The sequence below is a fragment of the Candidatus Brocadia sp. genome, from assembly GCA_021646415.1.
Lineage (GTDB): Bacteria > Planctomycetota > Brocadiia > Brocadiales > Brocadiaceae > Brocadia.
This window is the reverse complement of the sequence record SOEU01000014.1, coordinates 19,153-45,471: the sequence shown is the minus strand read 5'-3', so window position 1 is coordinate 45,471 and position 26,319 is coordinate 19,153. Positions and strand designations below refer to the sequence as shown.

General features: G+C 44.6%; 18 protein-coding genes and 1 pseudogene. All 19 read right to left on the bottom strand.

The genetic code is table 11. The annotated features are described in order from the left end of the window. Positions 1 to 157: 157 nt before the first annotated feature. Positions 158 to 1,606, bottom strand: coding sequence for a DUF4157 domain-containing protein (locus E3K36_11835; GenBank protein ID MCF6155916.1), 1,449 nt, complete (start codon positions 1,604 to 1,606; stop codon positions 158 to 160). 39 nt (positions 1,607 to 1,645) lie between these two features. After that, positions 1,646 to 2,044 carry a hypothetical protein gene (locus E3K36_11830; protein MCF6155915.1) on the bottom strand — a complete coding sequence of 133 codons (399 nt, stop codon included), beginning with the start codon at positions 2,042 to 2,044 and terminating at the stop codon, positions 1,646 to 1,648. Positions 2,045 to 2,354: 310 nt separating this feature from the next. Beyond that, positions 2,355 to 2,867 (bottom strand): hypothetical protein, encoded by a 513-nt coding sequence (locus E3K36_11825; GenBank protein ID MCF6155914.1) that lies wholly within the window; start codon positions 2,865 to 2,867, stop codon positions 2,355 to 2,357. Between the two features lie 408 nt (positions 2,868 to 3,275). Continuing rightward, positions 3,276 to 3,815, bottom strand: a complete 540-nt coding sequence (locus tag E3K36_11820) for a YkgJ family cysteine cluster protein (GenBank protein ID MCF6155913.1) — start codon at positions 3,813 to 3,815, stop codon at positions 3,276 to 3,278. A 47-nt stretch (positions 3,816 to 3,862) separates the two neighbouring features. After that, the gene (locus E3K36_11815) at positions 3,863 to 5,860 is read right to left on the bottom strand and encodes a 1,4-alpha-glucan branching protein (GenBank protein ID MCF6155912.1); all 1,998 of its coding nucleotides are present in this window, start codon (positions 5,858 to 5,860) and stop codon (positions 3,863 to 3,865) included. Between the two features lie 885 nt (positions 5,861 to 6,745). Then, complete coding sequence (locus tag E3K36_11810) at positions 6,746 to 9,193, bottom strand: DUF4157 domain-containing protein (GenBank protein MCF6155911.1); 2,448 nt, start codon at positions 9,191 to 9,193, stop codon at positions 6,746 to 6,748. A gap of 31 nt (positions 9,194 to 9,224) precedes the next feature. Beyond that, entirely contained in the window at positions 9,225 to 10,481 is a 1,257-nt protein-coding gene (locus tag E3K36_11805) for a hypothetical protein (protein ID MCF6155910.1), read from the bottom strand. A gap of 1,213 nt (positions 10,482 to 11,694) precedes the next feature. Beyond that, a pseudogene (locus E3K36_11800) lies at positions 11,695 to 11,880 on the bottom strand (hypothetical protein). A 511-nt stretch (positions 11,881 to 12,391) separates the two neighbouring features. After that, a complete protein-coding gene (locus tag E3K36_11795; GenBank protein ID MCF6155909.1) occupies positions 12,392 to 12,841 on the bottom strand; it encodes a hypothetical protein in 450 nt (149 codons plus the stop codon). Next, on the bottom strand, positions 12,822 to 14,501 hold the full coding sequence (locus tag E3K36_11790) for a hypothetical protein (GenBank protein ID MCF6155908.1): 1,680 nt from the start codon (positions 14,499 to 14,501) through the stop codon (positions 12,822 to 12,824). The genes E3K36_11795 and E3K36_11790 overlap by 20 nt, the downstream gene beginning before the upstream one ends. 156 nt (positions 14,502 to 14,657) lie before the next feature. Further along, positions 14,658 to 16,550, bottom strand: a complete 1,893-nt coding sequence (locus E3K36_11785; GenBank protein MCF6155907.1) for a putative baseplate assembly protein — start codon at positions 16,548 to 16,550, stop codon at positions 14,658 to 14,660. A gap of 124 nt (positions 16,551 to 16,674) precedes the next feature. After that, positions 16,675 to 20,301 (bottom strand): putative baseplate assembly protein, encoded by a 3,627-nt coding sequence (locus E3K36_11780; protein ID MCF6155906.1) that lies wholly within the window; start codon positions 20,299 to 20,301, stop codon positions 16,675 to 16,677. Positions 20,302 to 20,305: 4 nt separating this feature from the next. Next, on the bottom strand, positions 20,306 to 20,701 hold the full coding sequence (locus E3K36_11775) for a baseplate protein (protein MCF6155905.1): 396 nt from the start codon (positions 20,699 to 20,701) through the stop codon (positions 20,306 to 20,308). 361 nt (positions 20,702 to 21,062) lie between these two features. Further along, positions 21,063 to 21,356 carry a hypothetical protein gene (locus E3K36_11770; protein MCF6155904.1) on the bottom strand — a complete coding sequence of 98 codons (294 nt, stop codon included), beginning with the start codon at positions 21,354 to 21,356 and terminating at the stop codon, positions 21,063 to 21,065. 23 nt (positions 21,357 to 21,379) lie between these two features. Beyond that, a complete protein-coding gene (locus tag E3K36_11765; GenBank protein MCF6155903.1) occupies positions 21,380 to 22,039 on the bottom strand; it encodes a phage tail protein in 660 nt (219 codons plus the stop codon). Then, complete coding sequence (locus E3K36_11760) at positions 22,039 to 23,118, bottom strand: phage late control D family protein (protein ID MCF6155902.1); 1,080 nt, start codon at positions 23,116 to 23,118, stop codon at positions 22,039 to 22,041. Before E3K36_11760 ends, E3K36_11765 begins: the two co-directional genes overlap by 1 nt. 3 nt (positions 23,119 to 23,121) lie before the next feature. Next, positions 23,122 to 23,754 carry a LysM peptidoglycan-binding domain-containing protein gene (locus E3K36_11755; GenBank protein MCF6155901.1) on the bottom strand — a complete coding sequence of 211 codons (633 nt, stop codon included), beginning with the start codon at positions 23,752 to 23,754 and terminating at the stop codon, positions 23,122 to 23,124. Then, positions 23,755 to 24,804, bottom strand: a complete 1,050-nt coding sequence (locus E3K36_11750) for a hypothetical protein (protein MCF6155900.1) — start codon at positions 24,802 to 24,804, stop codon at positions 23,755 to 23,757. A gap of 158 nt (positions 24,805 to 24,962) precedes the next feature. Then, positions 24,963 to 26,231: a DUF4157 domain-containing protein gene (locus E3K36_11745; protein MCF6155899.1), complete on the bottom strand. Its 1,269-nt coding sequence runs from the start codon at positions 26,229 to 26,231 to the stop codon at positions 24,963 to 24,965. Between the last annotated feature and the right edge of the window lie 88 nt (positions 26,232 to 26,319).

Below are 26,319 nucleotides of genomic sequence, written 5' to 3'. Positions count from 1 at the left end.
CCCTGCCATCCAAGCTACATGGCTCTGGCTTTTACCATGACGGGTCTTTCACCCGTTAGAAAGCAGTACCCTTCCCTGGGCACGCTAATTTTTAAGATGCGACCCCTTTGCCATCCTTTGCAGCGGAGTCTCCGCAAGTACTAATACTTGATACGTTCTATCGAACCAAAGTACGGTCAGATGGATCCGCTGTCCAAAGGTCACTGAACAGGCCTTGTCTGCTTGAGGTAACTACCCGATTATTTACAAAGACGCGATCGCTTGGAAATCTGCTGTCCGACAGCCCAATAGTAACTCTGATACGTGGACCACTACAGTCTATAACGCCACCGATGGTATGCCAGATGAAAACTGAAGTGCGGGGAGCAACCAATTGAAACGCGGGTTCCGCTGCAGCATGAGGTCTTCCTTTTGCAAACCAGCCAAACGCAAAGGTGCTCGGCCCAACTCTTCTGGCAATTATGCTTGATGTTATCAGCGGTGGCGGCTGGAGAGGTCCTTCTTTACCAGCATCGGTGTCCAGTGCAGAGGATACCACGCGAACTAAACTGCCATCCTGACATGTCACCGTAAACGTGCGTTCGGAAAAAAGTCGATAACCCTTATCCTTCTTATCATTTCGTGGGTTCTCGCTAAATGCAGCGTCTGTGACTCTGGCTAGACCAGCTAGTCTAAGTTGACAAGCCAGAGCAGCCGAAGGCAAAAGTGTTAAACAAGGGGCAGGGATGCCAATGCGCGTCCCGATGGGTGCAATGAAGCTTTTGACAACAACCTTTATATCTTGAGTAACTGGTGTTGGTTTCGGCCTTACGGGGGGAGGAGCTTCCGCTACGCGGATATCGACGGCACGAAGCGTGGCATCACCCGGCGAACCTATGCCACCTGTGGCTCGCACTGATCGGATGTTACGCCCAAGACCTTTCTCCCGGAGGACTGACGCACCGGCAGAGGCGCGGAGACACGAAAGGGTCTCGTTGAATGCAGGATCGCCATCCGAGCTCGCTAGGCCAAGCACATCGATGGTAGCGTTAGACGGGATTTTTGTTGCAACCTCCTCCAATCTATCCTTCTCACCTAGTGCGAATTCATCACAATCAACGTTAAATAAGAACCGGGCACCCTTCGGTTCATCCGAGACAAGCGTGCAGGCCGCTGGCGGGGTCGTGCCGATCGCGGTCTTTCCGCAGGTACGTTGGAGGTGACCGTCGCGACGGGCTTGCCGCTGCTGAATGACATGAGTCAATTCGTGCGCAAGCAACCGTTGCCCCACGCTCGGCCCCGGTGCATACTGCCCCGCCCCAAACACGACGCTATTGCCCACCGTGAAGGCACGCGCATTCACGGCTTGCGCAACGCTTGCCGCTCGTGCACCGGTGTGAAGCATAACCTGGCTAAAGTCATAGCCGAAACGCGGCTCGAAGAAGGCGCGTACCGACTCTGGCAACGGCTGCCCGCTGCCCCTTAAGGCGTTAAGGTTCGTTTCAATATCAGGGGTAACTCCAGATGTGCTGTTGGAAGGCCTTTTAGTCTGAAGTAGTTCCCCCTTTTCCTCTACTTGACGTTGAATCAAAGGTGTTATCTTGAAAGGAAGAGGTTTTGCTTGAATAAGTTCTTCTTCCCTACACGAGGGACCCTGTGAGAAGGGTCAGCCAGGCTTTGTTTGGATGGATGTAGCGTATGGCATATGGCTTATAGCATATGGCTTATTGCCTATAGCCGAGCATGAATGACCATGAGCTGTAAAGCGAAGCGGGCTATATGCAATATGCTGTTTATCAGGCATCCTCATGACTTGCTCCGCCACGCGGTCAGCTTCCTGCTCGTAAATGTCGTTCGGCTGACCGATTTTGAGCTTTGCCTGAATAACGCCTGATTTGAATAATCTCTGTACCGCCTGATTGCCGATGATTCTTTGGAGAAATATAACTTGGTCAACGGGAGAATTCATAGACGGAGAAACATCGACTTTTCGCGCTTTGGAAACCGAATTTACATGCTTGCTTGCTTCGGGCTTTTTGGCCGCTGTCCGTATACTTTCACTCATTGTTATCTCCTCTCTGTTTCATTCCTTAACCAAATAATTCAAATTTCTGTTTATGATCTTCTTTGCATACAATAGATCAATGCTTCAGGGCATTTCGCACTTCCCTCTTCAACAAGATCACATTGTATAATGACAAACTCTCTCTTTTCCGTATTTATTTTTTTGTTTTGTCATTTTAAAAGAATTGACCCCATTCCCCACCCCTCTAATCAAGGTGTGACCTCAATTTCCCACCCCTGCCTTGCTGACCACTCCAAGGTTTCTTTTGCCAATTCTCACCACAATATTCAAGAAAGACTTTGTCTTCGTCTCATAGTTCACCAAAGTACAAAACGCCATAGACTTCTAAGTCTGCCCGCATCCGAGCCCGAAGCAGGGAGAGTTGACGAATTGAGAGATGGCCTCGTTTCTCGATACGGTTTTCATCAGAGAGCTTCTTCAATATCTCGTAGAGCTTTGAAGGTTTCAAGGCTTCATCTGGACAAATAAGATTGTCTTTCGCGGTCAGATATAATCTCCTGGTATTGTCACCAAGAACCATACCATTCCCATTTTCGTAGTACCATTTTGTGAGGGCCACATAGAGCTTCATCCGTTCATCTTGGGTAAGGGGTCCTTTTAGTTCCTCTGCATGCCATTCTTTAATTCTTGTAGACCGAGCCACTCCAGTTATTTCCCAAAGCTCGGCATATGACCTCATCCGACCATCTGCGGTTTTTTGTTTGACCTGACGCCGGAAGCTATGAGTAAGATAGAATCCCACAAGGCCCAGGAACACTGTGACAATAACATTCAGTAGTCCAACAAATTCTCCAACTGCCATCTTTTCCGCTCCTGGACCAAAATCCTCTTCCCTTGGACTCTGAAGAGAAGCCACAAAGGATATATAAATATCAGTTGCTCTTTGAAACAGTTTCTCAGGGAAGCGGCCGAACGATTAGGATAAGCCGCCTCCAAAAGCGTTGGCGCTTTTGGAGGTCGATCTTCACTAATTCTTTATAACTTTTCATTGTCGCTGTCGCTTTTTTTGAACTCGCAACCCGCAACCCGTACCCCGCAACCCGCAACTATCTTTAATTTTAATATTTACACCCTCACAATCTGCGCCCATCTGCGAAAATCTGCGGCTAATTAATTACATTTTCCCCGTATAAGCCTTCTCATTACTCTGGTTAATCTGCTCATTTAAATCGGGATTCAGGACTTTTCTATTATAATCCGCCCACACCTTCTATCTTTTATCGTCTCTACAATCAAACCCGCGACAGGGTACAGGACGACGTTCATGGACTGTACATTGAAAGGTCTTCTTATCTAAGTGAACACAGTAGCCATCGGTATCATGGGCGATCAGATAGGGCCTACCAAATTCCCAGCGTACGATCCGCTCCTCAACATCCTGCCTGGACAGGGCAAAGGGTAGTTGGCAGCAGGTCGCTTTGCAGACTTCCAATCGGCTCTGGCAATCGATACAGGCCTCGTGTTCAAAACTATATTTATCATACTCAGGGTCCTGATACATCAGGCCCATACCGCTTTCTGTAAACTTTCGTACGAGTCGTTCGGCTATCTGCTTTTTCCGTTCATCCAGTTCCTCGGTTGCGATCAGTCCCTTCTCACTGAGCAATTCGATCAGGGCATAGAGAAATGAACTCGACTCCAGGACCTTCTTCGTGTTGTCGTTAATGCGACAGTGGGTGTAAAGAAGACCAGATGAAAGGTCATCCTCTATTGAAGAGATTATTTGCCAGATATTGTCCACAGATTCCATATGACTCTCGATTCCTCTCAAATGTCGAATTTTGCTGCACAAACTTCTCAGTCGCCCGGATCCCTTGCAAATACCACCACACCGTTTGCCGGAAGGACAACGGTTGCGGATGCAGGCAGATTGTTTACGCCGGGACCGTCTGCAAAAACGCTTCCTCCGTTGCCCGCAACCCAGGGATTGACCCAATTCTCGTACACATCGCTGTTGAAGACTTCAAGCCATTGTCCGGCCTGCGGGAATCCCAGGTTATACGACCAGAAAGTCGACTCATTCAGGCTGCAAACTACAACAACATCGCGCCCCCGCCCTTCTATCCATCGGTGAAAGGCAATGACGCGATCGACCTCGTGGACATAGAACACATTGATCGCCTCGCTGCGGAGCGCCGGATGCTTTCGGCGGAGCCAGACAATCTCTTTCATGAACTGGAAGAAGTCCTTCATCGTCTTTTCGGTCTCGAGCCCCTTCCAGTAGATGAGAAGGCCGGGATGCGCCCCGTCATTGTCGGTCCAGAACTTGTCCTCCAGGAACTCCTGTCCCATGAAGAGCATGGGAATGCCGGGCGAGGTCATCAGTAGACCTGACGCTACCCGGGAGCGGCTTGTCGCAAACCATGAGCGAGCATTGGTTGCATCAGCGAGCGCCGGAATACGGGGCTTCCGGTCGTCATGCTCCACATCCACCGCGTCATGGCTCTCAAGGTACTCCACAACTTGCCAACGAAACGGAAAACCAGAGGGATGATTCCGAAGCGCCGCCGCCAGATCATTAAGCCGTACAGACGCATTTCGGCCCCCCGCAGCCTGGCTGATCATAGCGCGGATTACGTCCCTCAAGCTGTCGTGCCAGTTGGCGTCGAAGCCCAGTCCGGCGGGGGGAGCAAGCACGCTCTTGAAGCGATCCGTATGCCAGAACTCTGAGATATGTGGCCTCCTGGTGTCGACCTCCCGCGCCTTTTCAGCAAGCCTCTGCGCAAAGAACCAGCCTCCGTGCTCGTCAATCACCGTCACCTGATCGTAGCGCAGGCCGTCGACCTTATACTCCTGTAAGAAAAACCTAGCGTTATTGATCAGAAAGCCCTGCACATCCTCATTCCAGAAGGCAAAGACCGGGCCGCCGGCATGCTCTTTATCGATGAAATAGAGGCTGTTGTTGTCATTACCTCTGGGCGCTTCGTCAAAGAACCACAGCCCGCCCGTCTGGCCTTTCACCGCGCCGCCCGCATGATTGTAAACCACATCGAAGATGACCGCCAGACCGTAGAGATGGCAGACGTCGATCAGCGCCTTCAGCTGATCCACCTGTGTCCGTATTTCAGCGAGCGTCAGTTCCTGTGCGTTACGATCTCTCAGCAGCGTGTTGATCTTGTCCAGATAGTGCTGAAGCTCCTGTGGGCTGCTTTCCGCGTAATCCATCTCCGGCGAAAACAGATCGACACCGTCGTATCCCCTGCTTATAGGGCTCGCGAATTCATGGATCGGCAACAGCTCGACCGCGTTGACCCCCAGGTCTCTCAGGTGCGTCACACGGTCAACCACATCCAGGTACTGTCCCCCTCTCGTTCCTCGGCGGTCTCGACCTGCTTGATCCACGGCGAAAAAAGTACCAATATGCAGCTCGTAGATGATAAGGTCGTTGAATGCCGGAGGTCTGAAATCTCCTACACGCCAGTTATAGCTATCCGACCTTCGGATAATGCAGTTGCAGGCCGGATAGGCTAACGTGCCGGGATGTGTGTCGGGGGTGGTCAATTCACGTGCGTATGGGTCACGTTTGAAGTTCTCCCGTCCGGGGCCCCCCACCACATAAAAGAGGTATTGATCGCCCTCCTGCGCTCCTCTGAGAAATCCGGTCCAGTAGCCATTGCCGTCTTTCCGCAGGAGGAGATCCGCATCGGCCTTGTTCCACAGATCGGTAGCGCCAAATCGGCCATTCACATATACCGCCTGCGCCCGGGGCGCCCATACGCGAAATGAGACGCCGTCCGCGACGAGATTGGCGCCCATCATCGTCTCAAGTGAAATATGGTCCTGGGTAATTTTCATCATCATCATTACTCCTCCGTTTTTTGTGTATCTGCAGAAATTTCATTATGTTTAGAGGAATTATTTCTCTTAACCTCAGGCGTTTTTATTGTTAATGTTGATCGACATTTCATAAATAGTCCTGTCCCTATTTATTCGAATTCCAATTCCAGGGTCTTCTTTGTATTATCATTAATACGGGTATGGATATACAGGAGGCCCGAAGAGAGTTCATCGTTTATTTTTGACAGGAACTCCGTTAATTTGCCATTTGATGATTCCATTTTTCAGCTTTTATCCTTTCTTTTAGACAGGATTAACAGGATTTCTATGGATCAACAATTTCTTCGAAACAGTTTAGCTCACCACAGAGACGCAAAGTTCGCAAAGGTTTTTGCTAAGAACAGAACATGATCTTTCTCACTTTTCATTATTCTCTCTGCGTCCTTTGTGCCTTTGCGGTGGACTACTCTCTTAACAAACATCCGCTTCTGCAGTGCGCCACCGGCCGTAACATATACTTCTTTGTCCAGATATTCATTACCATCATTTACCTCCTCATTTCAATCTTTGTTTTTGAGCATTTTGAAATGTAGCAAGACTTACTCTCGACCGGACCCATTAAACTTATTATTTAAGATGCGACCATAAATCTTCTCAGGCGTTTTAGCCGTTATTCTAGCCCTTTCACTCATCTTTTATTTTTATACGTTCCCTATCCCACTTTGTAAAGGAATGAAGTACTATCCTCCCGATTTTTGTGAAAGGAGTTACCTTCGACGTCTAGCAAAATTCGCAATCTAAAGCGCACTCCCATCTGTCTTTCTCTTAGCTCTCCCTTGTTCATGCCTAGGGATTGGGCGGCTTGTAACCCTTAGGCAGATTCAAATTATCCGGTCGCGCACCTTATTTTGTTTCTATATTCGCAGCATCATCAAGAAGGCCTTTTCTCTCCGCAGCAGTAAGTCCCGGAAGGTTCGCGCCGGTTCTTGAGGCTACCGAACAGCTAAAACTCCCGGTTTGGGCATGGCCTAATTCATGGGCAATCACTTGTTTAAGATTAAGAGCGCTGCCCCATTTTCTGACGACCCCATTCTGCGTAACCACCGATTCATGAACCCATATTGTTTTTCTGGTAGGATCCGTCACAGCCCCTCCAACTAATCGGGTTTCCTTTCCCGGATAATACACGCCACCTGTGGGCGTTTCAATAACCGTCGCATCATCACAAAGCCGAATTTTGTATCCCGTTTTTTGACCGCCTAGTTCACCGAAAATGATTTCAATTTGTCGTTGTACCATGGCCTCCACGGCCGCTGCTCCACCTCCTCTAACAGGACCTTTAGGAGGGCCTTTTTTCAGCCACGAACGTATTCCAAAAAGCGCACCGATTATCGATAAAACCCCAAAGGTTCTTCTTTTCCAGCGGTCTTCTTCACTCAGGTTGAGGGGCTTACCTGTTATAAGGGAGCGGTCGGTAAAACTTTCAATGAATTCCCCAATGCTAAGAATATCGAGGATGGAAATGCCTAATTTCTTAAAGAAATCTCCTATACCCGATAATTTTGATTCACCAAACCGGTTAATTAAAGACCTGACAAAACCGGCCACTAATATTGCGGTGCCGATAATTTTAAAAGCAGCCCAGAAGACAGTAGCAAATGCGGCTCCAACTGCAAGCTCGGCCGCACCCGCAATAATTGCACAGACAGCCGCTACGGCTGCAACGGCAGCTAGAGCAATACCTAAAGCTATTAGAATCCCCTTAAGCCATCCCGGCAGTGTGATGGTCTTTAAATCCTCAGGGGCCGATTCCGCTTCCTTTTCGATTGCTGTGGTTAATTGGGGAGTTGGAATGTCTTCCTCCTTTTCCCCTCTACGTTTCTTTTCCTCTTCAAGCTTTTTCCTTATATCAACTTCGCTTCTCAACCGTTCATCCAGTAGTCCGGCCAGATAGCCAACAATATGTTCATATTGCTCCTGGTCGGAAAGGTTAAAACGCAGAAATGCCGGTCCGGTTTTTTCGGTTATCACCTTCAATGAGCAGGGATCCCTCGGATTTTTTGGCTTAAGGATTTCCTTCTCATAGAAATCGGCCGCAAAAAATATTTCAAGTGTTTTTCCACCTACCACCGTCTGGCTCCCGATAATACCGTGTCTCCTGAATAATTCTTCTTTGAACTTTTCGGTTCCGTATTTCCCATCCAACGACCATCGGACGTTACAAAAATCACCGGATAAAGAAATCGCCTTTTTCGGTGAAATGTCCGGGTTTGCACTCAGTTTATCGAAAGGCAAGTATTTGTTGGCCTTAATAATCAGCACAGCTCTGTCGCCAGACACGGTTTGTATCTCAACGCGCCGTTCGTGTTCCAGGATAAATTCATAAGGCAATTTCTCTCTGCCCTTTGGGGTTTGCCTATCATGCACAACTTCGGAAGTCTTAATTATATTTGTTCTCGATTCGATCGAAATTTCCCCTTTGTCCTTAAAGGTGGCTGAATTTTGATATTCGTGAGTAGATATAACTCCAAATTCACCCTTACCGGCCGGTACATTTTTACGGCGGATAATAGGGTGTGAATGATTGTCTTTCTGCTGTACTACATGTGTAAGTTCATGGGCAATCAGCTTTTTCCCGGATTCAGTCTCCGGTGAATACTGCCCCCCACTAAACACCACATCCCGTCCTACCGTATAAACCAATGCATTGACCGCTTTGGCAGATTCTCCGGCATTGGAATCAGTGTGGATTCGTACTTGACTGAAATCCTGTCCAAATCTCGGCTCAAAGAAAGCTCTAACGGACTCAGGTAAAGAGTGACCGCCGCTCCTTATGCTGTTGATTTGGGATTCAGCAGAGGGAGTAACTTCTGGAGTATTGCCAGAAACTCCTTTGGTCTGGAGTAATGTTTCTTCTTCCCCGCACGCGGGGCCTTTGGAAAACGGCCAGCCGGGCTTTGTTTGGATGGATGTAGCGTATGGCGTATAGCTTATAGCATATGGCTTATTGCCTATAGCCGAGCATGAATGACCATAAGCTAAAGAGCGAAGCGGGCTATATGCAATATGCTGTTTTTCCGGCATTCGCATCACTTGCTCCGCAACCCTGTCCGCCTCCTGCTCATAAATATCATTCGGCGGGCCGATTTTCAGCTTTGCCTGGATATGTCCGCCGACTCCTTTTAACAATCTCTGAACCGCCTGATTGCCGATGGTTCTCTGGAGAAAAAAGATTTGGTCAACGGGGGAATTCACAGACGAAGAAACAGCAACTTTTCGCGCTTTGGAAACCGAATTTACATGCTTGCTTGCTTCAGGCTTTTTGGCCGCTGTCCGTATACTTTCACTCATTGTTATCTCCTCTCGGTTTCATTCCTTACTATTATTCATTTGATCTTGTCTTTTTTTTCCCCAATTCTTTTATTTTTTCCTGGAGTTCCTTGACAGTCTTCTCGGTCTCCTGGAGACGAGTAAGAAGTTCTTCTTTTCCCGGAACTTCGGCAGCAGGCACATAAAAGAGAACCTTTCCAGTCCTGTCCGTTACCAGATCGACCTTCATCCCTGGTTCAATTTTTTCGATAGACATAGCCCTTGTTGCAATATCCATGATACGATCAGGGGTCATAGTGATTGTCCGGTTGTAAACAACCTTGTGCTCTGCCAGGACTTTCTTTGCATCTCCTTCACTCATTTTGTGGACTTTGGCCATTTTTGTAAAAGCTTCGGCACGGGGCGATACTCCTTCGCCAATCGCCATTTTAGATAACTGTTCCAACAGTTGGCAAATCACAATAAAGGGATTGTTAAGAAATTCAGCAATAGGTGGATAGAATGAACCCAGATAGTATTGCCAAAACATAGGAGTCTGTACATACCGACGCTCGTCATTGATATTGATCATACCTTGACTGATTGTAGTTATTGCACACTTTGTACTTTCGAAATCAATGCTTCCCAGAACTACGTAAGGTTCACCCTCACAACAGCACGTAGGACATGGATAGGGCTGTCCACAAAAGGAATCCTGTACCTTCTTTATACACGCTACTTTTTGCTCATTGGTCTTATCACCTTGTAAACATCCGACAATATCCTTTACCAGTCCATCCTTTGGAAATACGGCATGACAGGGGGGTGTCTTAAATAACTTTACACAAAAGCCTTCACGAGTCCTGGAATATTCACATACCTTCTCCTCACATCCCCCGCCAGGGGTGTATACCGGAACGGGATCGGTGGGAACCTCGTTGTACTTGATGGCTACGTAATACTTGCATTCCTTATCTTTATCTTTTTTCATCCCGGCACAGGGGTCTTTTTCTGGTGGAGCCAGGCAAATGTCTTCTTTTTTAAGATCTATCTCAAAATTTTCACAAACCACGATTTCATTGCCACAACAATCCAGGGCCATGCCAGGGGTAATAATAATTTTTGATGATTCCGGACTGGTTGCCTGAATCCCCAGCCCACAAACTACTCCCCATCCGTGGAGCATGCGGTTAAGTAACTTCTGCTTCTCATTGTGATATTGCTGTTCTTCCCTGAAGTCCCTGTCGGTCATGAGCATACCGTGAAAATAACGGGTCCGTTTGAAATTATTGTAATCACAATGCTTGTCTTTTAATTTATCTTTGCTCATCTCTTCCTCCTTTGGTATCTTTATTTATTGGCGGGCACAGCCCGCCCTACCTATTGTTTGTCTATATTACGATGCAAGCACAATATATTGGGACTTCGGCAAAATTGTTTATAATCACTTTTATTTTTGACTTTTACTACCGCTTTTTCCCTTTTGCAGCAGTTTCGGTAGGTTTTTGTTTCACTGAAAACCAGCTAACAAAATCGCCACCCTGAGTACCATTTCCTGAAGGGAGCATCCCGCCAATAAAATTTCCATCCAGGGCTTTTTTATTTTCAAAATCCATAATATGGTCGCCGCGGAGTATGACAAAAAATTCTGCACCGGCCTGAATCGTGGAGAATCCTTTGAACACATCGTTAATCCATTTTTCATTCACTCTAAAGATAGCCGTCTTTGAGCAGGAATCGTATGCTATGGACTCAGCAGGAGGTATATATTTACATTCATAATAACCTGTATCTGGATCCACATGTTTGACACAAAATAAAAAAGTTTTATCGTTGAGTGTATCCGCCTTCATATCACGGTCAAAGGTCACCTGCAATCCGTAGTTTTCCATAATATTTTCAAAAGTTGCCCATTCCATTGAACCGTCAAACGGTTTTGGCCAGTTAATCCCGATAATATGAGGCAAGTCTCCATGAAAACAGTTAATCAAGTCGTAAAGCAAGGAGTTATTGTAAACAAGTTTTCTGTGGGAACAGGTATCTGGTTCTCCTAAAAGATTGCCATCTTGATCTACTCTTACGGTCGCCAGGATAATGCAGTGGGTATCAGAACATTCCGGACACCCCTCACGGAGTTTATCACAAATATATTTATGCAATGGCTTTTTCTTTTCTTCTTCTGTTTGCGGACAGAAGGGTGTTCGCGGCTCTTCTTCTTTATATGGGACAACTCTTATCTTAAAACTGTCCCTAATACGGTTAAATTCACCCTTTTCCTTCTGATCACATGATATGGGTGGAAGACTTATCGGCTCTGTCTTGCACTCATAATATTCAAGACAGATAAAAAATTTTTCTTCTGCCCCTTCTGTCTTCGGTTCCTCTTTATGACGCTCTGATTCCTCTGGTTTAAGTGGAACTTCCCGCTCTTCACAAACCAAGATTTCCCTGCCGCAGCAATCTATGGCTAAGCCCGGAGTCACCACTACCTTTTTGTCATCGTATCCTTTGCTAAGGTCGCTCGGATCGATTGGCTTTCGTTTTACATCCAGTCCGCAGACCACTCCCCAACCAAGGATCATCCTGTTGATAAGCCATCTCTTTTCGTTGAAGTAGCACTGCTCTGAGAAAAAATCCCGAACGGTCATTAACTTGCCGTAGTAATAGTTATTCCGCTCAAAATAGGGAATCTCACAGACACTACACCGTTTTTTATCTTCTTTTGCCATATCGGACCCTCCATTCTCTTTTTATTGTTGGGATTAAACAACAGAGACACAGAGGAAAAAACCCACTGCAAATTCTGTGGCTCATTCTTTCTATTGAGCACGGACAAACAAGTTTGTCCGTGTCACCCTTTTATATTGAAATTTCTAACGTCTAAATTAAGCTTTCCGATGGGACTTATTTTTATAAAAATATCGTATTATAGTAACGTAATAAATAAGTATACATGCAAGTGTCATTGCGAGGGCGATAGCTCGAAGCAATCGTTCGACTGAGCTCGCGACGAAGTCTCCAAGGCTTGGATTGCTTCGCGGAGTTTACACTGAGCAAAGCGAATGTGCTCGCAATGACAACTTTCTTTTTGCGTTCACTATAGTAAGGGCAGATGGCAACGTGCCCTGCAGTGGAATTCCCAAGCGTTAAATTAGGCCTTCGGCGACTTCTTTTCATTAACAACAATGTAGTGGCAATTCATGAATTGCCGCTACATTGCAGGTTTGAAATCCCTATACGTTAAATTAGCTCGGTGTCCTTTTCTATTCTTACATGTCGTTCAACTCTTCCACCTTTTTCTCCACCCATTACCACAATGCCCGATCCAACAGTGGCATCGACTCCAATATGTATAGGTTGATAGTCGGCCATCCTGGTACTTATCCCTACATAAGTGCCCACACCTAGTCTCATTTCTTTGATAATACGTAGGTTATAGGCTGTATGTGCAGGTTTTTCTTCTTCTATAATCCGTTTCAAACTTTTTTCGTAACGAATTACCTCTTCAGGGGAAAGATCCAGCACGATGGTAAAACGATGGGCCATTGGCAAAAAGGCGTCTTCTGGTACTTGCACCACAGCTCGAAGAGCTACCCTGCCGAGGATAGAATCGTCTCCCAGGCAAAACCCACGAATAGGAGTTTGGATGAGTAAACTATCGATACCTAATTTAAATACCCCCTTTCTCACTCAAAATCATTGGTTTTCCAATCCTTGAATGTTCTAAAATTAATGGTCTTTTTCCGGTGTATATCTCTATAAGTCTTTCAATGCCAAATGGTGTACCCTTGAGCTTATAAAGTGTAGATGCCTCACGAATGAACTGACGTTTTTTGTCATCAGGCCAATCTTCTTCCATTGCTATGTTTAGCCACGATCCAAGCCATGTAAGGAAGTTCTGTGGTGCAGTATCAGGATCGAAATACCGAAAGATATTATTTATTACCGTCTCACGGTCATAAAATACTGTTTCAAAAATCGACAGGAACCTCTCTAAAAACTCCCGGCTGGATGGGTCTTCCTGGTATACAGCCGGCAGATAACGGAGATATGAGATGCGGGGATAGGAGACCCTCATCTGTGTTACCACCGGCCTAACCTTTTCATCAAAGGTTGATAGGACTAGTTTCAACCAGAGGTATCGTCCTGTTGCTTTCTTGAAAAGCATATCTTTCGGGTTCTTCTCCGGTTTGCTCCAGGTTCCTATTGCAGCATCAATACCCTCTGCTTTTTCTTGTATTGATTTCTTCGAATCAGACAGGAAGCTATCAATTTTTCCTTTTAATTCCGGATCATCCGTTGAATAATAATATATCTCCAGGGTAGACTCAGGTGGTATATCCGCCTCCAGGGCCAATCTATGCCACTGACATCCCTGGATTCCACTATCCAGTGTCTTTGAGTAATAAAATCCTTTCTCCTTTGTAAACATTTGCTGTGTGCTTAATAAGGCAATCCCTTGATTAGTGCTTACATAAAGATTTCCTTTTGAATCAAAAGCAAGTCCGGTAATTTGACCTTTAAAGTCAGGGAGGGAAATTTTCCCTATATAGCTTCCATCAGGGTCAAATTGATGAATCGTACCGGTGTTTTTATCTGTAATACATATATTGCCCTTTCTGTCGATGACAATAATGCAGGGATCAAAATCTTTGGATATGCCCGTAAGGTCTCCAATTGGTCCTGAACATTTTCCCTGTTCTGTAAATATAAAAAAGTCCTTCCGTGCCCTGTCGATTACATAAAGATTATTCTCTTTGCCTGCTGCCAAACCGACAGGGTCTTTCAAACATGATTCGTCAAAATGTTTTTCAACAACTTGTCCATTGCCATCATATGTAAGAATTTTAAAGGTTTGCTTCTCTTTTTTATCAAGGACAGAGAGATGTCCCTGGTCATCCAATCCCATATCAATCGGCCATTCGAGATTGTCTATCATATATTTGATCTGAAAGTTTTCCCTTGAGAAGGCCTGTATCCTCCTATTTCCGGCATCAAGAACCCATAGCGTAAATTTATCAATAATTACTCTTTTGGGGTTTTTAAAACTTCCTGGGTCAGAACCACAGCCACCGATATAAGGGATAGATTCTAACCTCTGAGTCCCAGAATCATAGCGATAAAATCGGCAGGTTTCTCCATCTATAAAATAGACCTGTCCGCATTCATCAACTGCCAGCCCATCTGGATTCTTTATTCCATTTATCCCCTGAATCCACTGGTCAAATGTGAGCATGGAATAAAGGGTTACACCCCCACCTTTTAGCGTATCTAGACGATACAACAGACCGCTTTTCCATTGTTCCCGGGTTTTGAATATCTGCGTCTTGAATTCCTGCACTGCCATCATTTTCCTCTTTAATGATTATCTATAAAATTACCACGTCGTCATTCCCACGAAACCTGTCCTCGTGGAAACGGGGAGTGGGAATCCAGTAAAATCAAAATATTCTGGATTCCTGCTTCCGCAGGAATGACAAACAAAGAGTTTATAATTAGATTCTATTCATATAATTTCCACTTCATGAATACCGGAATATACCAACGCAACCGGAGGAATCTCGATAATGCCCTCGGCTTCCTGATATTGCCCCCCGGCACTAAGGGAAACATCGATTGCGTAATCCACACCTTCTACTTTGTCTATTATCTGGTATATCTCTGATGGATAGACTGAGCGGCCAAAGGGCCATTCATTTTGATCCTGACTCCTTTTTAAAGGATTTAAAAAATCTCTAAGTGCCTTCTGGATACGATTTGATACCTCCGTTGGACTACTTTTTTTCTTTATGCGAACTTTACCTACAACAGAAACCTTTACATATTCTGGTCCGATAACATATACATCGGTTGTTACCAGACGGTGGATATTCAGATGGTTCAAAACAGTTTGAATAAATCCCCCTCCCGGCACAGGAGTAATTGTATCCTCCCTCACGCAGGGAACCACAACGACAGTAACCGAACCCGGGAAATTTGAGATACATGGATAATCAGGGTTATAATTGGGTATCGCCTTTGCTCTTGCTACCCTCAATCCAGGAGTTGAAAGAGCTAACTCTTCATAATCGGCTGAGGTAATAGCACGATAAGGAATCCTAAAATCCTTCTTAGCCCTTGTCTTTGCGTATTCAATGGATTCGGCAGCCTTACCCCCTGTTGCCTCTTTCAAGTTTTCTCCCGTAATCCCCATAAGCCCTACGATCTGAAAATTTTGTCCCTTCGGGATATTCCCTTTTTGGCCCAAAGTAGTTTTATAAGAGGCTCTGATTCTCTGCGATTTGAAGGGAATTCTACCATTTAAGCCATTGCCAAAGATAATCTCCCCTTTTTCTGAATCAAACATGTAGTGCAGGTCATCTGGACCTGAGGACTCAAAATCTTCCACCGCTTTACAATCCTCCCATTCACCATCTTCTCTCTGAACCTGAATTGTTTGACTTCCTTTAGCCACATTGATTTTCTTTAACACTATTTTTTGTTCCGGATTTCCACTACCTGTCCCCAGGTCCTCTTCTTTTACTGTCTCAATCTGAATGGCTGAAATTGTATTAAGGAGTATTTGTTCAATCCGGGGTGATATCTCATAGTGCCCGCTGACAAGTCTGCAGCGTATCCAATAGAGACTATCTTTCTTATCCATAGAAGGTGGCCCAATAAGAACGATTCTTCCACTCCCGGTTAAAGCCAATGTGGTGTCTTTTTTGATACTCAGGGCATCCCATCTTCCACCATCCCAATATTCCCATTTCAGGTCTACTGAGAGAATTATTTTTGATTGTTCATCTCCATGACTTCCCACAGAACAGATACCTTCATCAGGAAGAACAAAAATAATTTGAATCTCTTTTTCTCCCGGAAGAGGATTATTAAATCCTAATTCTAGTGTTGCCCCTTCTACTGGTGTTTCACCGAAGGGAGCGAAATAAATCCCGTCTTTCTTATTTGCCTCAGTATTATCGATGGTCTTTGAATCGTATTTAGTAATTATTGATTTGAGATTTAACTGTATTAATGTGAAATCCTCCTCAGTCTCAAACACTATTTTTTCTTCACTCACCCCGGTAACCACCTGAGTACCTGCTTTAATAGTTTCCTCTTGCGTGATCTTTTCAAATGTAATATCTACTCCGGCTGGCCGGGCAGGAAGTGGTTGAAATCCTACAAGTTTGAGAAATTTTTCATAATTTTTCTCTGTCACCCGGTTCAACTGGTATATCTGCATCTCTGCCAGCCAGGAAAAGAGATCAATAAAGGTAATTCCCGGGTCGTGGACATTGTGGTCGGTCCACTCAGGTGTATATCGGGCTATTAGCGAACGTGCCTCCTGGGCTAATTCATCAAAGGTTTTATCATCCAGATTGGGAATAGGTAGACCCATAATCTCTTTGTCCTCCATGTATTAAAACAAACGTATTAAATATCCTTACATTGTCATTGCGAGCGACTGAAAGGAGCGTGGCAACCTTATTAGATTGCTTCGTCGTCCCGTTAAATCGGGACTTCTCACAATGACACTTTACTTAATACATTTGTGTTAGTTGAATGTTTATCCTGTGTGTTCCAGTAGCTACCAGATAGTCCTGCTCAATCTCCACGACATCTGCACCGGTAGTTCCGTTATAAGTAAATGTGAGGTTTTCCACATGATCAACACCTTCAATATTTTCTAAGAATGCATAGATATCGGAGGCTGAGACATCCCGTCCAAAGTCCCAGCCGTTCCCTTCCGGACCGCCTGTTAATGGATGGAAGAATTCGTCCAGTTTTGCCCGGACTTGTCGCTCTACTTCGGAAGCAACATCTATCGATACAACAAATACATCCGCTGAAACGTCAATCTCCACATAGGAAGGCCCCTTTACATGGATACGTTGCATGGAGGCAAGCGTATTGGCACAGTGGGCTTCGAGATATTTACGTACTTTTCTCCTTAATTCCATGGATGGAAATGGCTTATCTTCAAGGGAATCTGGAACAATGATTACCGTGACCCAACCGACCTCTGTCTCCATTCTATTGTTGATGTTAGGAAGGCATCTGACTTTGACCACTTTTCTCGATGCCTCCTTTGCCAGCCACTCGAAATCCTCCGCAGTTACTGCCCGGCTTCGATGGCTTATCATTGCTGGCCCTATCTCCAGCATCTGATCAAGCGTTGCTGTATCTGCACCTCCATCAGCAACCACAGGATTTGATGCCTTGTCAACGCCAGGAACAGCTGATTTGAGCGTCTTAATCTCCCCCGCCTTTACATTTCCCTGCTTCCCACCGCCTGCCTGATATGAAAATGCCTTAATATTGTTATCCCCACCCGGGGGTATCATGCCGTTGGTCCCATCACCAAACTGGATTTGTCCCGTGGCACGATCAAGGGTGTAATGCCGATCCTTTTCCCCGGAATCAAAGAAGTCTGGAACTTCTTTCCATAAAACCCAGGTTTCGGTCACATTCCCTCTTTCATCCTTTACCTCAAATATTGCATTCTCTCCCAATGAGATAATGAGGTCTTGCTTCTCCTCTTCTGAAATGGTCTCACGCACCCTTATCGCCTGTCCTTCCAAAACAGGAAATTTTTGAAATGAAAAGATCTGATTAGGTTCTCCGTCGCTTGAGCCAAGGATCTCATCCTTAATGGTTCCTGCCTGCAATGCCCACGTTGTATTGAGATAGATGCCATCCAAAAGAGGAGACTCTTCATATTCACCTTCGGTGAGGCTTCCTTTTATCCAGTAGAGATAACTACCAAATCTGGACTGGGCGGAAAGATCTTCAGTCCCTATAAATTCCAGGATATCCGCCATAATCAAGCCCTCAGTGTCGTCAAGATAACTTAATACCTTCCAATCCGTCTTGGCGCTATATGTCCATTCCAATTTTGGCTTCATCTCCTCAGTAAAGGGGAGTTCCTTAGCGGCAAAGAATATGCGAATTGGTCCACCTGTTAATGGCCTATCAAATCCCAAATAGAGACTCCGTTGCGTATCCTCCAAAGGAACGAATGGTTGAAAGAATTTCCCCTGTGTCAGCGCATTTAATGTTCTATCCTGGAAATCCAAATTATTATAAGTAAGACAATATTGAAGTTCTTTAGTTGTATCGAAAGAATAATTAATAGTAAGACCTCGAATAATAGGGAGATTATATTTACGCTCTACCTCTGTTTTAAATTTTTTCGTTACCCTATCCGTAGGGTCTGACGAAGGCTGAACTTCCTTAACGATATACTCTTCCCTACCGTAATCTCCTCCTACAATTTTTGATCGAACCCAATAGTTCTTTTGACCACCAACCTCAGTTTCTTCTATATCGTTTGGGCAGTAAAATCCGATGGATAAATCGTCTCCTGGATTTAAAAACCTATCAGTGTCATCCTTTATAATCGTGATAGACTGCCAACCTTTCCCATTCCAATATTCCCAGGAGAGCTTGGGGTCAGGAGGCGGAGTAAGATCTTTGGATTTATCTATAATATCTTTGGATGTATCTAAATGAGTCAATGAGAAAGACAGTGTAATCACTGCTCCCTTCTTAGATAAGGCTTCCTGACTCCCGATATAAAAGGCGTCGTAGAGTTTTGGCTGCTTCCCAAATGGGTAAACCTTGTAAACAGTGTCTGTTTTTTTGATTACATCATCTATTTGACACTGAAAGGTATCTTTATAGGATAGTTTTACCTTTTTAAGATTAAACTCTATATCCCCTATGCTTGCTTCTTTTTCGATTTTTCCATCTCTTACGACAATAACTTCATCATCCTTTCTGAATCCTTCAACAGAATCTAAGCCTATATCTGGAGGGGTAGCAGACATTATAGAAATAACTGGACCTGGGCATTCAATTACCGTAGCTTCTATAGGAATTAAAGTCCAGTCTAAAGGCACATCATTGAAAAATCCTGCATCAGGTGCAATATTATTGCTCGGTTTAGTTTTCAAAAAGATATTATCAAATGTGGGAAGCTTTATAGATGAACCCGCCGTTAATGCATCGCTTAGCCTGCATCTGATCCAGCGAGTCTTTATCTCTCCAAAGGTCTGATCCCCTATATCTCGTTTAGTAGTCTTTTTGAAAACATCTCCCAGTTTATCTTCCTTAATCTCTCCTTCCACCGTTTTTAAAAGAGAAATCTCTCCGCTTTGCGCCAAACCCTGAGCTTCGTCGCCTTGAACCTGTAGCTCAATCCAACCTTCCTTTTTGTTGTCTTTATCCTCCCCCCAGTACTCCCAAATAAGATTCAAGCTGGTATTTCCCATTTCAGTTCCGGGCGCTAATGTGACTTCTAAGATAATTTCACCTTTACTTTTTATATTAAAAAGATCCTTATGGCCTAGATAGAGGCTATGTTCCTGAATATTCTTGCCTTCGAAGAGGTTAAATTTCGTTACTTTTTCAACAGATGTACCAGCAGGGTAGGAAACTGACAGCTTATCAGTAATTTTGACAATATTTCCTGAAATACCCGAGATAACGACATATTCTGGCTTACTCTCAGCATCGGAAGACGTACCATCACTACTACACAAAAAAGATATATCCTTGCTGTTTTTTTTATCTACGCCACTAATCTTTAAGATATCGCCTTCTTTCAAATCAGTCACATGGTCTAACTGGAAGTCTTTAGCACCGGCTGAAGGAGATGAGGCTATTTTGTAAGTAATCTGATTTTGTTTTTTTTGATCTTCATTGAGAAAACCTGGTGGTGGCGCGTAGATGGCATCATTCAATGGGTCTACACTGATAATCTGTATTAACTGACTTGGCGTAGCCCAGAGATTTCTTTCTGTCTCAAAAGGAAGCTCCTCATGTTCTTCTGTTTTATCTGTGGCAGCCTGTGTCCTCGCAGGGATCAGGATTTCCTTATCTGTTCCCTTGGCAAGTTTAAAGGTAAGCGGTGCCCTTGCAGATTGTGCAGGAAGGAGCTTGATCCCCAACATATCCAGGAAGGCCACAAGGTTCTTGTGTGGTACCTGGTTAAGACGGTTGATTACGCTTTCAGAGATATGGGAAAAGATCTTAAGTAAGGCAATACCAGGGTCTTTTTCATCGGAGGCAGGCCACTCTGGAGTATAATGAGGGATCATCCTCTTAAGCGTGTTCAGCAGATTGCTGAACTTTCTGGCATCTATTTTGGGCGGTTCGATTTTCACGATTCTATCCTTCTTTCAAGTAAAATGGGTAGACAAGGTTAAACCGATTATTGGTAACACGCACGCGATAGTCAATACTGACTGACAATTTTCCTTCGGATGCTTGTTTGTCAGAGGTCTCCACCTTGATTAGCTCAATCCTCGGTTCCCAGAGGGTAAGGGCCTCTCGCACGCTGTTTTCCACCAGGGTCATAGTAGTCGTATTAATGGGCGCAAAAACGAGATCATGGATCCCACATCCAAAATCCGGCCTCATGACACGCTCACCTTTTGAGGTTGAAAGTATGATCCAGATCGATTCTTTGATATCCTGCTCGTATTCGGACATGGCAATTTTCCCTGTCGCGGTATCGACCTTAACAGGAAATTTCCAACCCCTTCCTAAGAATTCTTTAGCCATTGTTCCCTCTATGGTTTCTTAATAAAAATATTTTTACATTTTTGGCAAAAACAATTTAGCGTCGATCCTTGTGTAGGGGCGGGGTAACCCCGCCCCTACAGTTCGCAGGACAGCAACATAAATGTCGCGCGACATTTTCCGACTCGTCCGGGTTATGTTATTTACATTTATACCTCTTAGTAGAGTAAGGGCTGTCCAAAAAGTCCAAAAATCCATTTCTGCATACAACCTGTAGGTGCAATTCATGAATTGCACCCTACTCATTCTTATATTACCTCCCCTTTATCCCCTCCTTGCGAAGGAGGGGAATTAGGGGTGGTTTCTCTGGTTATGGCTCGACCACACTGTGTTTTCCTAAGAATCATCCGATGAAAACTGTCGGGCACCCCATAACAATTGCATTGGGAGGCCCGCCTTCTACGATCATATCTCCCTGACGGGCAGCTGGAAGATTATTGATAAGCACTGTTACACTACCCACAGCAATTACTCCTCCTACATGTGGCACTACCCCTGTCACCAACGGACATGCATGAATATCCAATGTTGCCCTCCAGGCCGGCATCCCTCCAATGAGGACATTAAAACTCCCTGGCCCCGGACTCAAGGGAGTACCGTGACTCGTCATATCTCCTACTCGTGCAGCGAGGGGCATAGTTAGCTCGCTCCTTTCAGTCGCTAATTAATCTTCACCGGCAATCCCTGAATGGTTAAAACGGCATTGGATTTAAGTGTCAAGGATGTAGTGCCTTCTATCTCTACCACAGTGGCTTTGATCTTAAGCTGTAAGGCACTTTCCATAGTTATGGAGTTCTGCACAGAATCGATAGTAATTTTATTGCTCCCGGTCTTGTCTACGATTTCAATTTTTTCCTGGCCGGCAGCATCATCCAGGACAATTTTATGTCCCGCATTTGTGTGGATCTCGATCTTCTCCTGCATTGCCGTATTGTCATCATTAAAGATAATTTCATGACCACTTCGTGAGCGTATCTTTCGAATATTATTCTGACCATTGGCATTGGTCTCGGGTGGAGTATCTACACCATTCCATAAAGCCCCAATAACATATGGATGATTTATGTCACCGTGTTCAAAAGCCACAAGCACTTCATCGTTTACCTCAGGATAAAAGACCGTACCCCTTCCATTTCCGGCCATTGGTGCTGCTACCCTTGCCCAATAGCTTTCATCGTTTATCCCCCGCCAAGGGAAATTAACCTTTACCCTACCCAATCCATCGGGATCGTGATTGCTCATAACAATACCTATCACTACTCCATATACATACTGGTCGTTCCGTTCTTCCTGTCTCTCTAATAAATCACTCAGACTCATTACATACTCCTTCTCACATCAAGCGTTGTTTTGTAGCCCCCTTCACCAATAGAATGCCGCGCTCTTGTTATATAATAAACGCCGCTGAACCTTATACTGATTTTTTCAATTTTAACTGTCATCCCTGGCCTTAGCTGAGGATTCCCAGCGCATTCCAAAGTCCCTTGAATAAAACCGTTATTCCTTCTCTTCAATTCTGCTATAGCAAGGTTCTTGGCCTCTTCCCTGGAACGCACAACCCGTCCTTCCATTCTGACCTTAACCTTTTGGCCCTGAGATTGTTCCACAATTCGGTCGAAATCGGGAATACCTACACTACTTTTAATATCGCTGATACTTGCGATTTCTGAAATGCCCTCTTTGTCTTTATCGCTCCATGCAGTAACCCGCACTTCGTTGACCAATGTCGCCGTGGTCATTCTTGGGTTGAAACTTATGAAGTTCTGCCTGAATCTGAATTCAAAGGTCACTTCCTCAGGCTTGTCGTCCTTAGGCGCTCTAAAGTAGAGGGTCTTGTCTCTGACAAAAAACTCAAATCCTATCTCATCCGCAAGTCTTTTTACGAATGAGTAATCCTTTTCATTCTTTCTCCGTTCAACCTTTGGATGTGGTATATTAGTTGGTTCGATACCTCCTGAATCCAGGTTATTGTTCCTAGCGATATCTTTAACCACTTTTGAATAAGTCACATTCGTGTCGCTAAACTCTACCTCTGTCTTTTGAAGATCATGAGAAAGATCGTATCCCTCTATACTGAGTGTTGGAATACCTGTCGAGAGAAAACCGGGCGAAAGGGCCTTAATCCTTCCCCTGATTAATGCTTGTTTTCCGGGTGTTGAGGCATATCCAAAAGAGATAACAACCTCATTGCCCGGTGTGATGCGCTTATCATCGAGCCACTTAAATATCTGTTTATCAATATCAATCGTTTCATTTAAAGACAGCGTAAACATCGCTGGACTTTCCAGATTTTCATCAAGGTCTACGCTCGTAAAGGTATCTATTGGAAGAGTCTCATTTGCCAGCTTCACCCTAAAAACTGGCGCATAAATATCAAAACCCGATATTGCATCTGCCATTTATCACTCCAGTGGGGGAATGACTAATTCCATGCCCGGTTCAAGCGATCTGGGGTTATCAATTCTATTTTTGTCCGCAATAGGTCTCCACATAAAGGGGGTTCCGTATTCTCTCTGAGAGATAATCCATAGACTATCTCCCTGTAATGTCATATAAACTTTGGTTTTATCCGGTGATTGAAGAATCCGTTCGCGCTCGTTGAGTCCGATTTTGTATTCTTTTAGGGTGATATTGAGTCTGGCCCTAACAGGAATTCCGTCAGAGCGGAACATAGTGAATCTTTTGGTCACCCTTTCCAGCACACAGTCAAATGGTTCTGCTGGTATACCCCAGATGAAGCGCAGGGGTGGAGGGGCATGAAGCTTAGGATCGATATTCATGAGGTTAGAAAGTTGGTCAGTAAATTCTCTAACATCTGTTCCTTTTTCATATGTATCGTAGAATACCTCCACAGAAATACTGCCGGAATTACCCTTTACATATTGCAGATAAGGAGACTCAAGTCCAGGAATAGCAATCTCTGTAAAAGAATTACTCTTTTCTATAGAATATTCGGGAGGAAAATAGAGTATCTCTATCTCTGTATCTTTTTGCTGTCCATCAAGCACCCGAATAAATCCTTTTTTTGGTTTCATCTATAATCCCCTCCTCTCCCTTTCAATCCTGATCCTTCGTTCGATATTCTGATAGACCTGATCAGAAATACGGTTAATATCGAGATGTTGCTTTATAGCTTTATCCATATCCGTTGGAAAATGCTTAGAGAAAGATGTGTCTTGAACTGCCTCTTTTGTCTCGACAACAATCTTTTTAATCTCCTCAACCTCTTGCTCTATCTTCCGCTGATTATGAAAGTAAAGGTTTTGCCCCAACGGTATCCCCGCACCTTTTTCCTCTCCCCTGAAGAGAAGGGAAACTTTATTTCCTCCCCTTTTTTCTTGATGGGGTGGAATTATGTGGAGGGTGATAATATTTTCGTTTTCCTTTGTATCTCTTTCAGACACAAATTTTTCACTGCCAGTTTTAAAAGCAGTTTTAGGATAAGATTTTATAATCTGAATAGACACTGCATTTTTTAAGACATTGTGATTTAAAAATTTACTGTACTTATAAGATATTGTGGGCATATCACTACGAAAAAACACTCCTTGCCTGCCAGATAGTCTCCCCTCGCCCCCAACGCTCAGGGGAAATTCCAGCGAAGCAATCTCATTCCTTGAGACCCTATCTCCATTTCTCACATATAAGTCCTGCCTCCCCCTTACCAGGCCATCTGCCCTTTGAAGGGGGAAAGGATAAAGGTGTGGGGGGAGTAGCTTATGCCGAGATAAATAGGACATGCAATTACTTAATACCCATGCCCCCCGTTGTGTCTCGATGTGATCAACATGATAAAGATATTTCTGCTTCAATCGGCCAATGGTTTTAAAATAAATTTTTAAATACATCCTGTAATGATTGCTGATGGATTCTATGCGATTGATGTTTGTAATCTTGTTTACAATGCCGGCACCAAACAATCTGAGGAAAATCAATACAGGTAGATTAACTGATTTTCTGAAGATGGTATATTTACGGGCAATTTGTTTAGAAAAATTAAAACCGCTAAGGTAAGTGGCTGATAGCTTTGATGAATCGCATTGCAAGATATGTGATTTCAAATTTGTTTTTTTATGTCTATTCATGGTCTTTTATCCCTAACCCGAGCGAGTCGGAAAAGACAAAATCCGAAGCACGAAATTTGTGAGTCAACCCTGACAGGGTTTTAAACCCTGTCAGGGTTAATTTTATTCATATTTTTGCTAAAAATATCAAAATATTTTTTATAAGATACCTAAAGCCATCATAATGGGCACACACCGACAAATTCCGGTAGAATTGCTACACCGTTCAAGTCAGCTACAAATTGTTCCAGACAATGGGCTATGGGTCCCTCTGCATGTCTAAGACCATAATAGACGTGCCCCACCTCGTGGATCAGGGTAAGAGCCCGGTTATCAATGGAGGCGCCCCAAAATAGTCTACATAGACGGATCCGTTGAATCCCAGGGATAGTCCGAGCCCAATCACCGGCAGTACACGTAGGGCCTAGACAGACATATCTCAACCGCCCGCTATCAAGGGTGTTACGAATGTTAGTGTACCATCTGATAATAATCTCGACAGTGCGAGGCCCAGTGCGAGTCCATATGTTTTGGTTGTCGGGATCCAAATGCCAACGATTGCGTAGCGCCAATGCAACCACATCAGCAATCAGTGGCGGTTCTCCGGCTTGTACGCGGCCTCGAATGTGAGTTAGTTCATCTATGACATGATTGAGCATTTCAATCGCCCGAGCGTCTGCCTCTTCCAGTACGCCCACGGGATCATCTGTTCCAATGGCAGTAAAAATTGGATACGTACGTGGAAATCTCTCACAGCTCACGCGACCGGCTTCCACCCGGCGCTGAATACGCATAGAATAAAACACCCTTGAACTCGTGTGCCTTTGCTGCACTACATGTGTTAATTCATGTGCAAGTAATTTCTTCCCCTCTGTCGCTGATGGATTGTATCTCCCCGCATTGAAGAATACATCCCTTCCGATGGTAAATGCCTCTGCATTCAGTTCATTGGATTTCCTTGCTGCATAACTGTCGGTATGAAGTCTTACATGGCTGAAATCATATCCAAACTTTTGTTCCATAAATGAGCTGGTATTATTGTCGAGGTTCTGTCCCGAACCCTTATTGGACATTATCTCGCTTATTACATTTTGTTCACTACTATTTGCTGAAGGCTTATAACTGATTGCTGACGGCTGATGACTCAACGCAGGGCTTTCCATCTTCATGATACTCATCGAAATCCTTTCTGCCTCTTCCTCACCTTTACACCTTGCGCAACTTCCACCGCAGGAACACTTACGGCTTATGGTTAATGGCGTATGGCTGATAGTCTGCAGAAAATAGGACTGTCCAGCATTATCATTCTGAGAGAGTGGGACGGGCGAAGAAGCCCGTGTTTTTTGAGATTCTTCGCTACGCTCAGAATGACCTGTATAGGAGCGCTTGTTCTGAATGGCCGGGCTTAGCACACTTGCAGTAAGGCGATTTCCATAATTACTTTGCATAAAAGATACTGCACAGGATTCATTACCGAGAGCTTTTGCCTGGAATAAGGCCAACGATGCAGTTTCAGCGGATATTCGAGAATTGCGT

Bases quoted from the DNA above. Each gene is read 5' to 3' on its own strand.
- E3K36_11810 (MCF6155911.1), bottom strand. From the start codon at position 9,193: ATGAGTGAAAGTATACGGACAGCGGCCAAAAAGCCTGAAGCAAGCAAG.
- E3K36_11745 (MCF6155899.1), bottom strand. From the start codon at position 26,231: ATGCAAAGTAATTATGGAAATCGCCTTACTGCAAGTGTGCTAAGCCCG.
- E3K36_11775 (MCF6155905.1), bottom strand. From the start codon at position 20,701: ATGGCTAAAGAATTCTTAGGAAGGGGTTGGAAATTTCCTGTTAAGGTC.
- E3K36_11770 (MCF6155904.1), bottom strand. From the start codon at position 21,356: ATGCCCCTCGCTGCACGAGTAGGAGATATGACGAGTCACGGTACTCCC.
- E3K36_11815 (MCF6155912.1), bottom strand. From the start codon at position 5,860: ATGAAAATTACCCAGGACCATATTTCACTTGAGACGATGATGGGCGCC.
- E3K36_11805 (MCF6155910.1), bottom strand. From the start codon at position 10,481: ATGAGCAAAGATAAATTAAAAGACAAGCATTGTGATTACAATAATTTC.
- E3K36_11790 (MCF6155908.1), bottom strand. From the start codon at position 14,501: ATGATGGCAGTGCAGGAATTCAAGACGCAGATATTCAAAACCCGGGAA.
- E3K36_11785 (MCF6155907.1), bottom strand. From the start codon at position 16,550: ATGGAGGACAAAGAGATTATGGGTCTACCTATTCCCAATCTGGATGAT.
- E3K36_11755 (MCF6155901.1), bottom strand. From the start codon at position 23,754: ATGAAACCAAAAAAAGGATTTATTCGGGTGCTTGATGGACAGCAAAAA.
- E3K36_11830 (MCF6155915.1), bottom strand. From the start codon at position 2,044: ATGAGTGAAAGTATACGGACAGCGGCCAAAAAGCCCGAAGCAAGCAAG.
- E3K36_11760 (MCF6155902.1), bottom strand. From the start codon at position 23,118: ATGGCAGATGCAATATCGGGTTTTGATATTTATGCGCCAGTTTTTAGG.
- E3K36_11765 (MCF6155903.1), bottom strand. From the start codon at position 22,039: ATGAGTCTGAGTGATTTATTAGAGAGACAGGAAGAACGGAACGACCAG.
- E3K36_11750 (MCF6155900.1), bottom strand. From the start codon at position 24,804: ATGAATAGACATAAAAAAACAAATTTGAAATCACATATCTTGCAATGC.
- E3K36_11825 (MCF6155914.1), bottom strand. From the start codon at position 2,867: ATGGCAGTTGGAGAATTTGTTGGACTACTGAATGTTATTGTCACAGTG.
- E3K36_11820 (MCF6155913.1), bottom strand. From the start codon at position 3,815: ATGGAATCTGTGGACAATATCTGGCAAATAATCTCTTCAATAGAGGAT.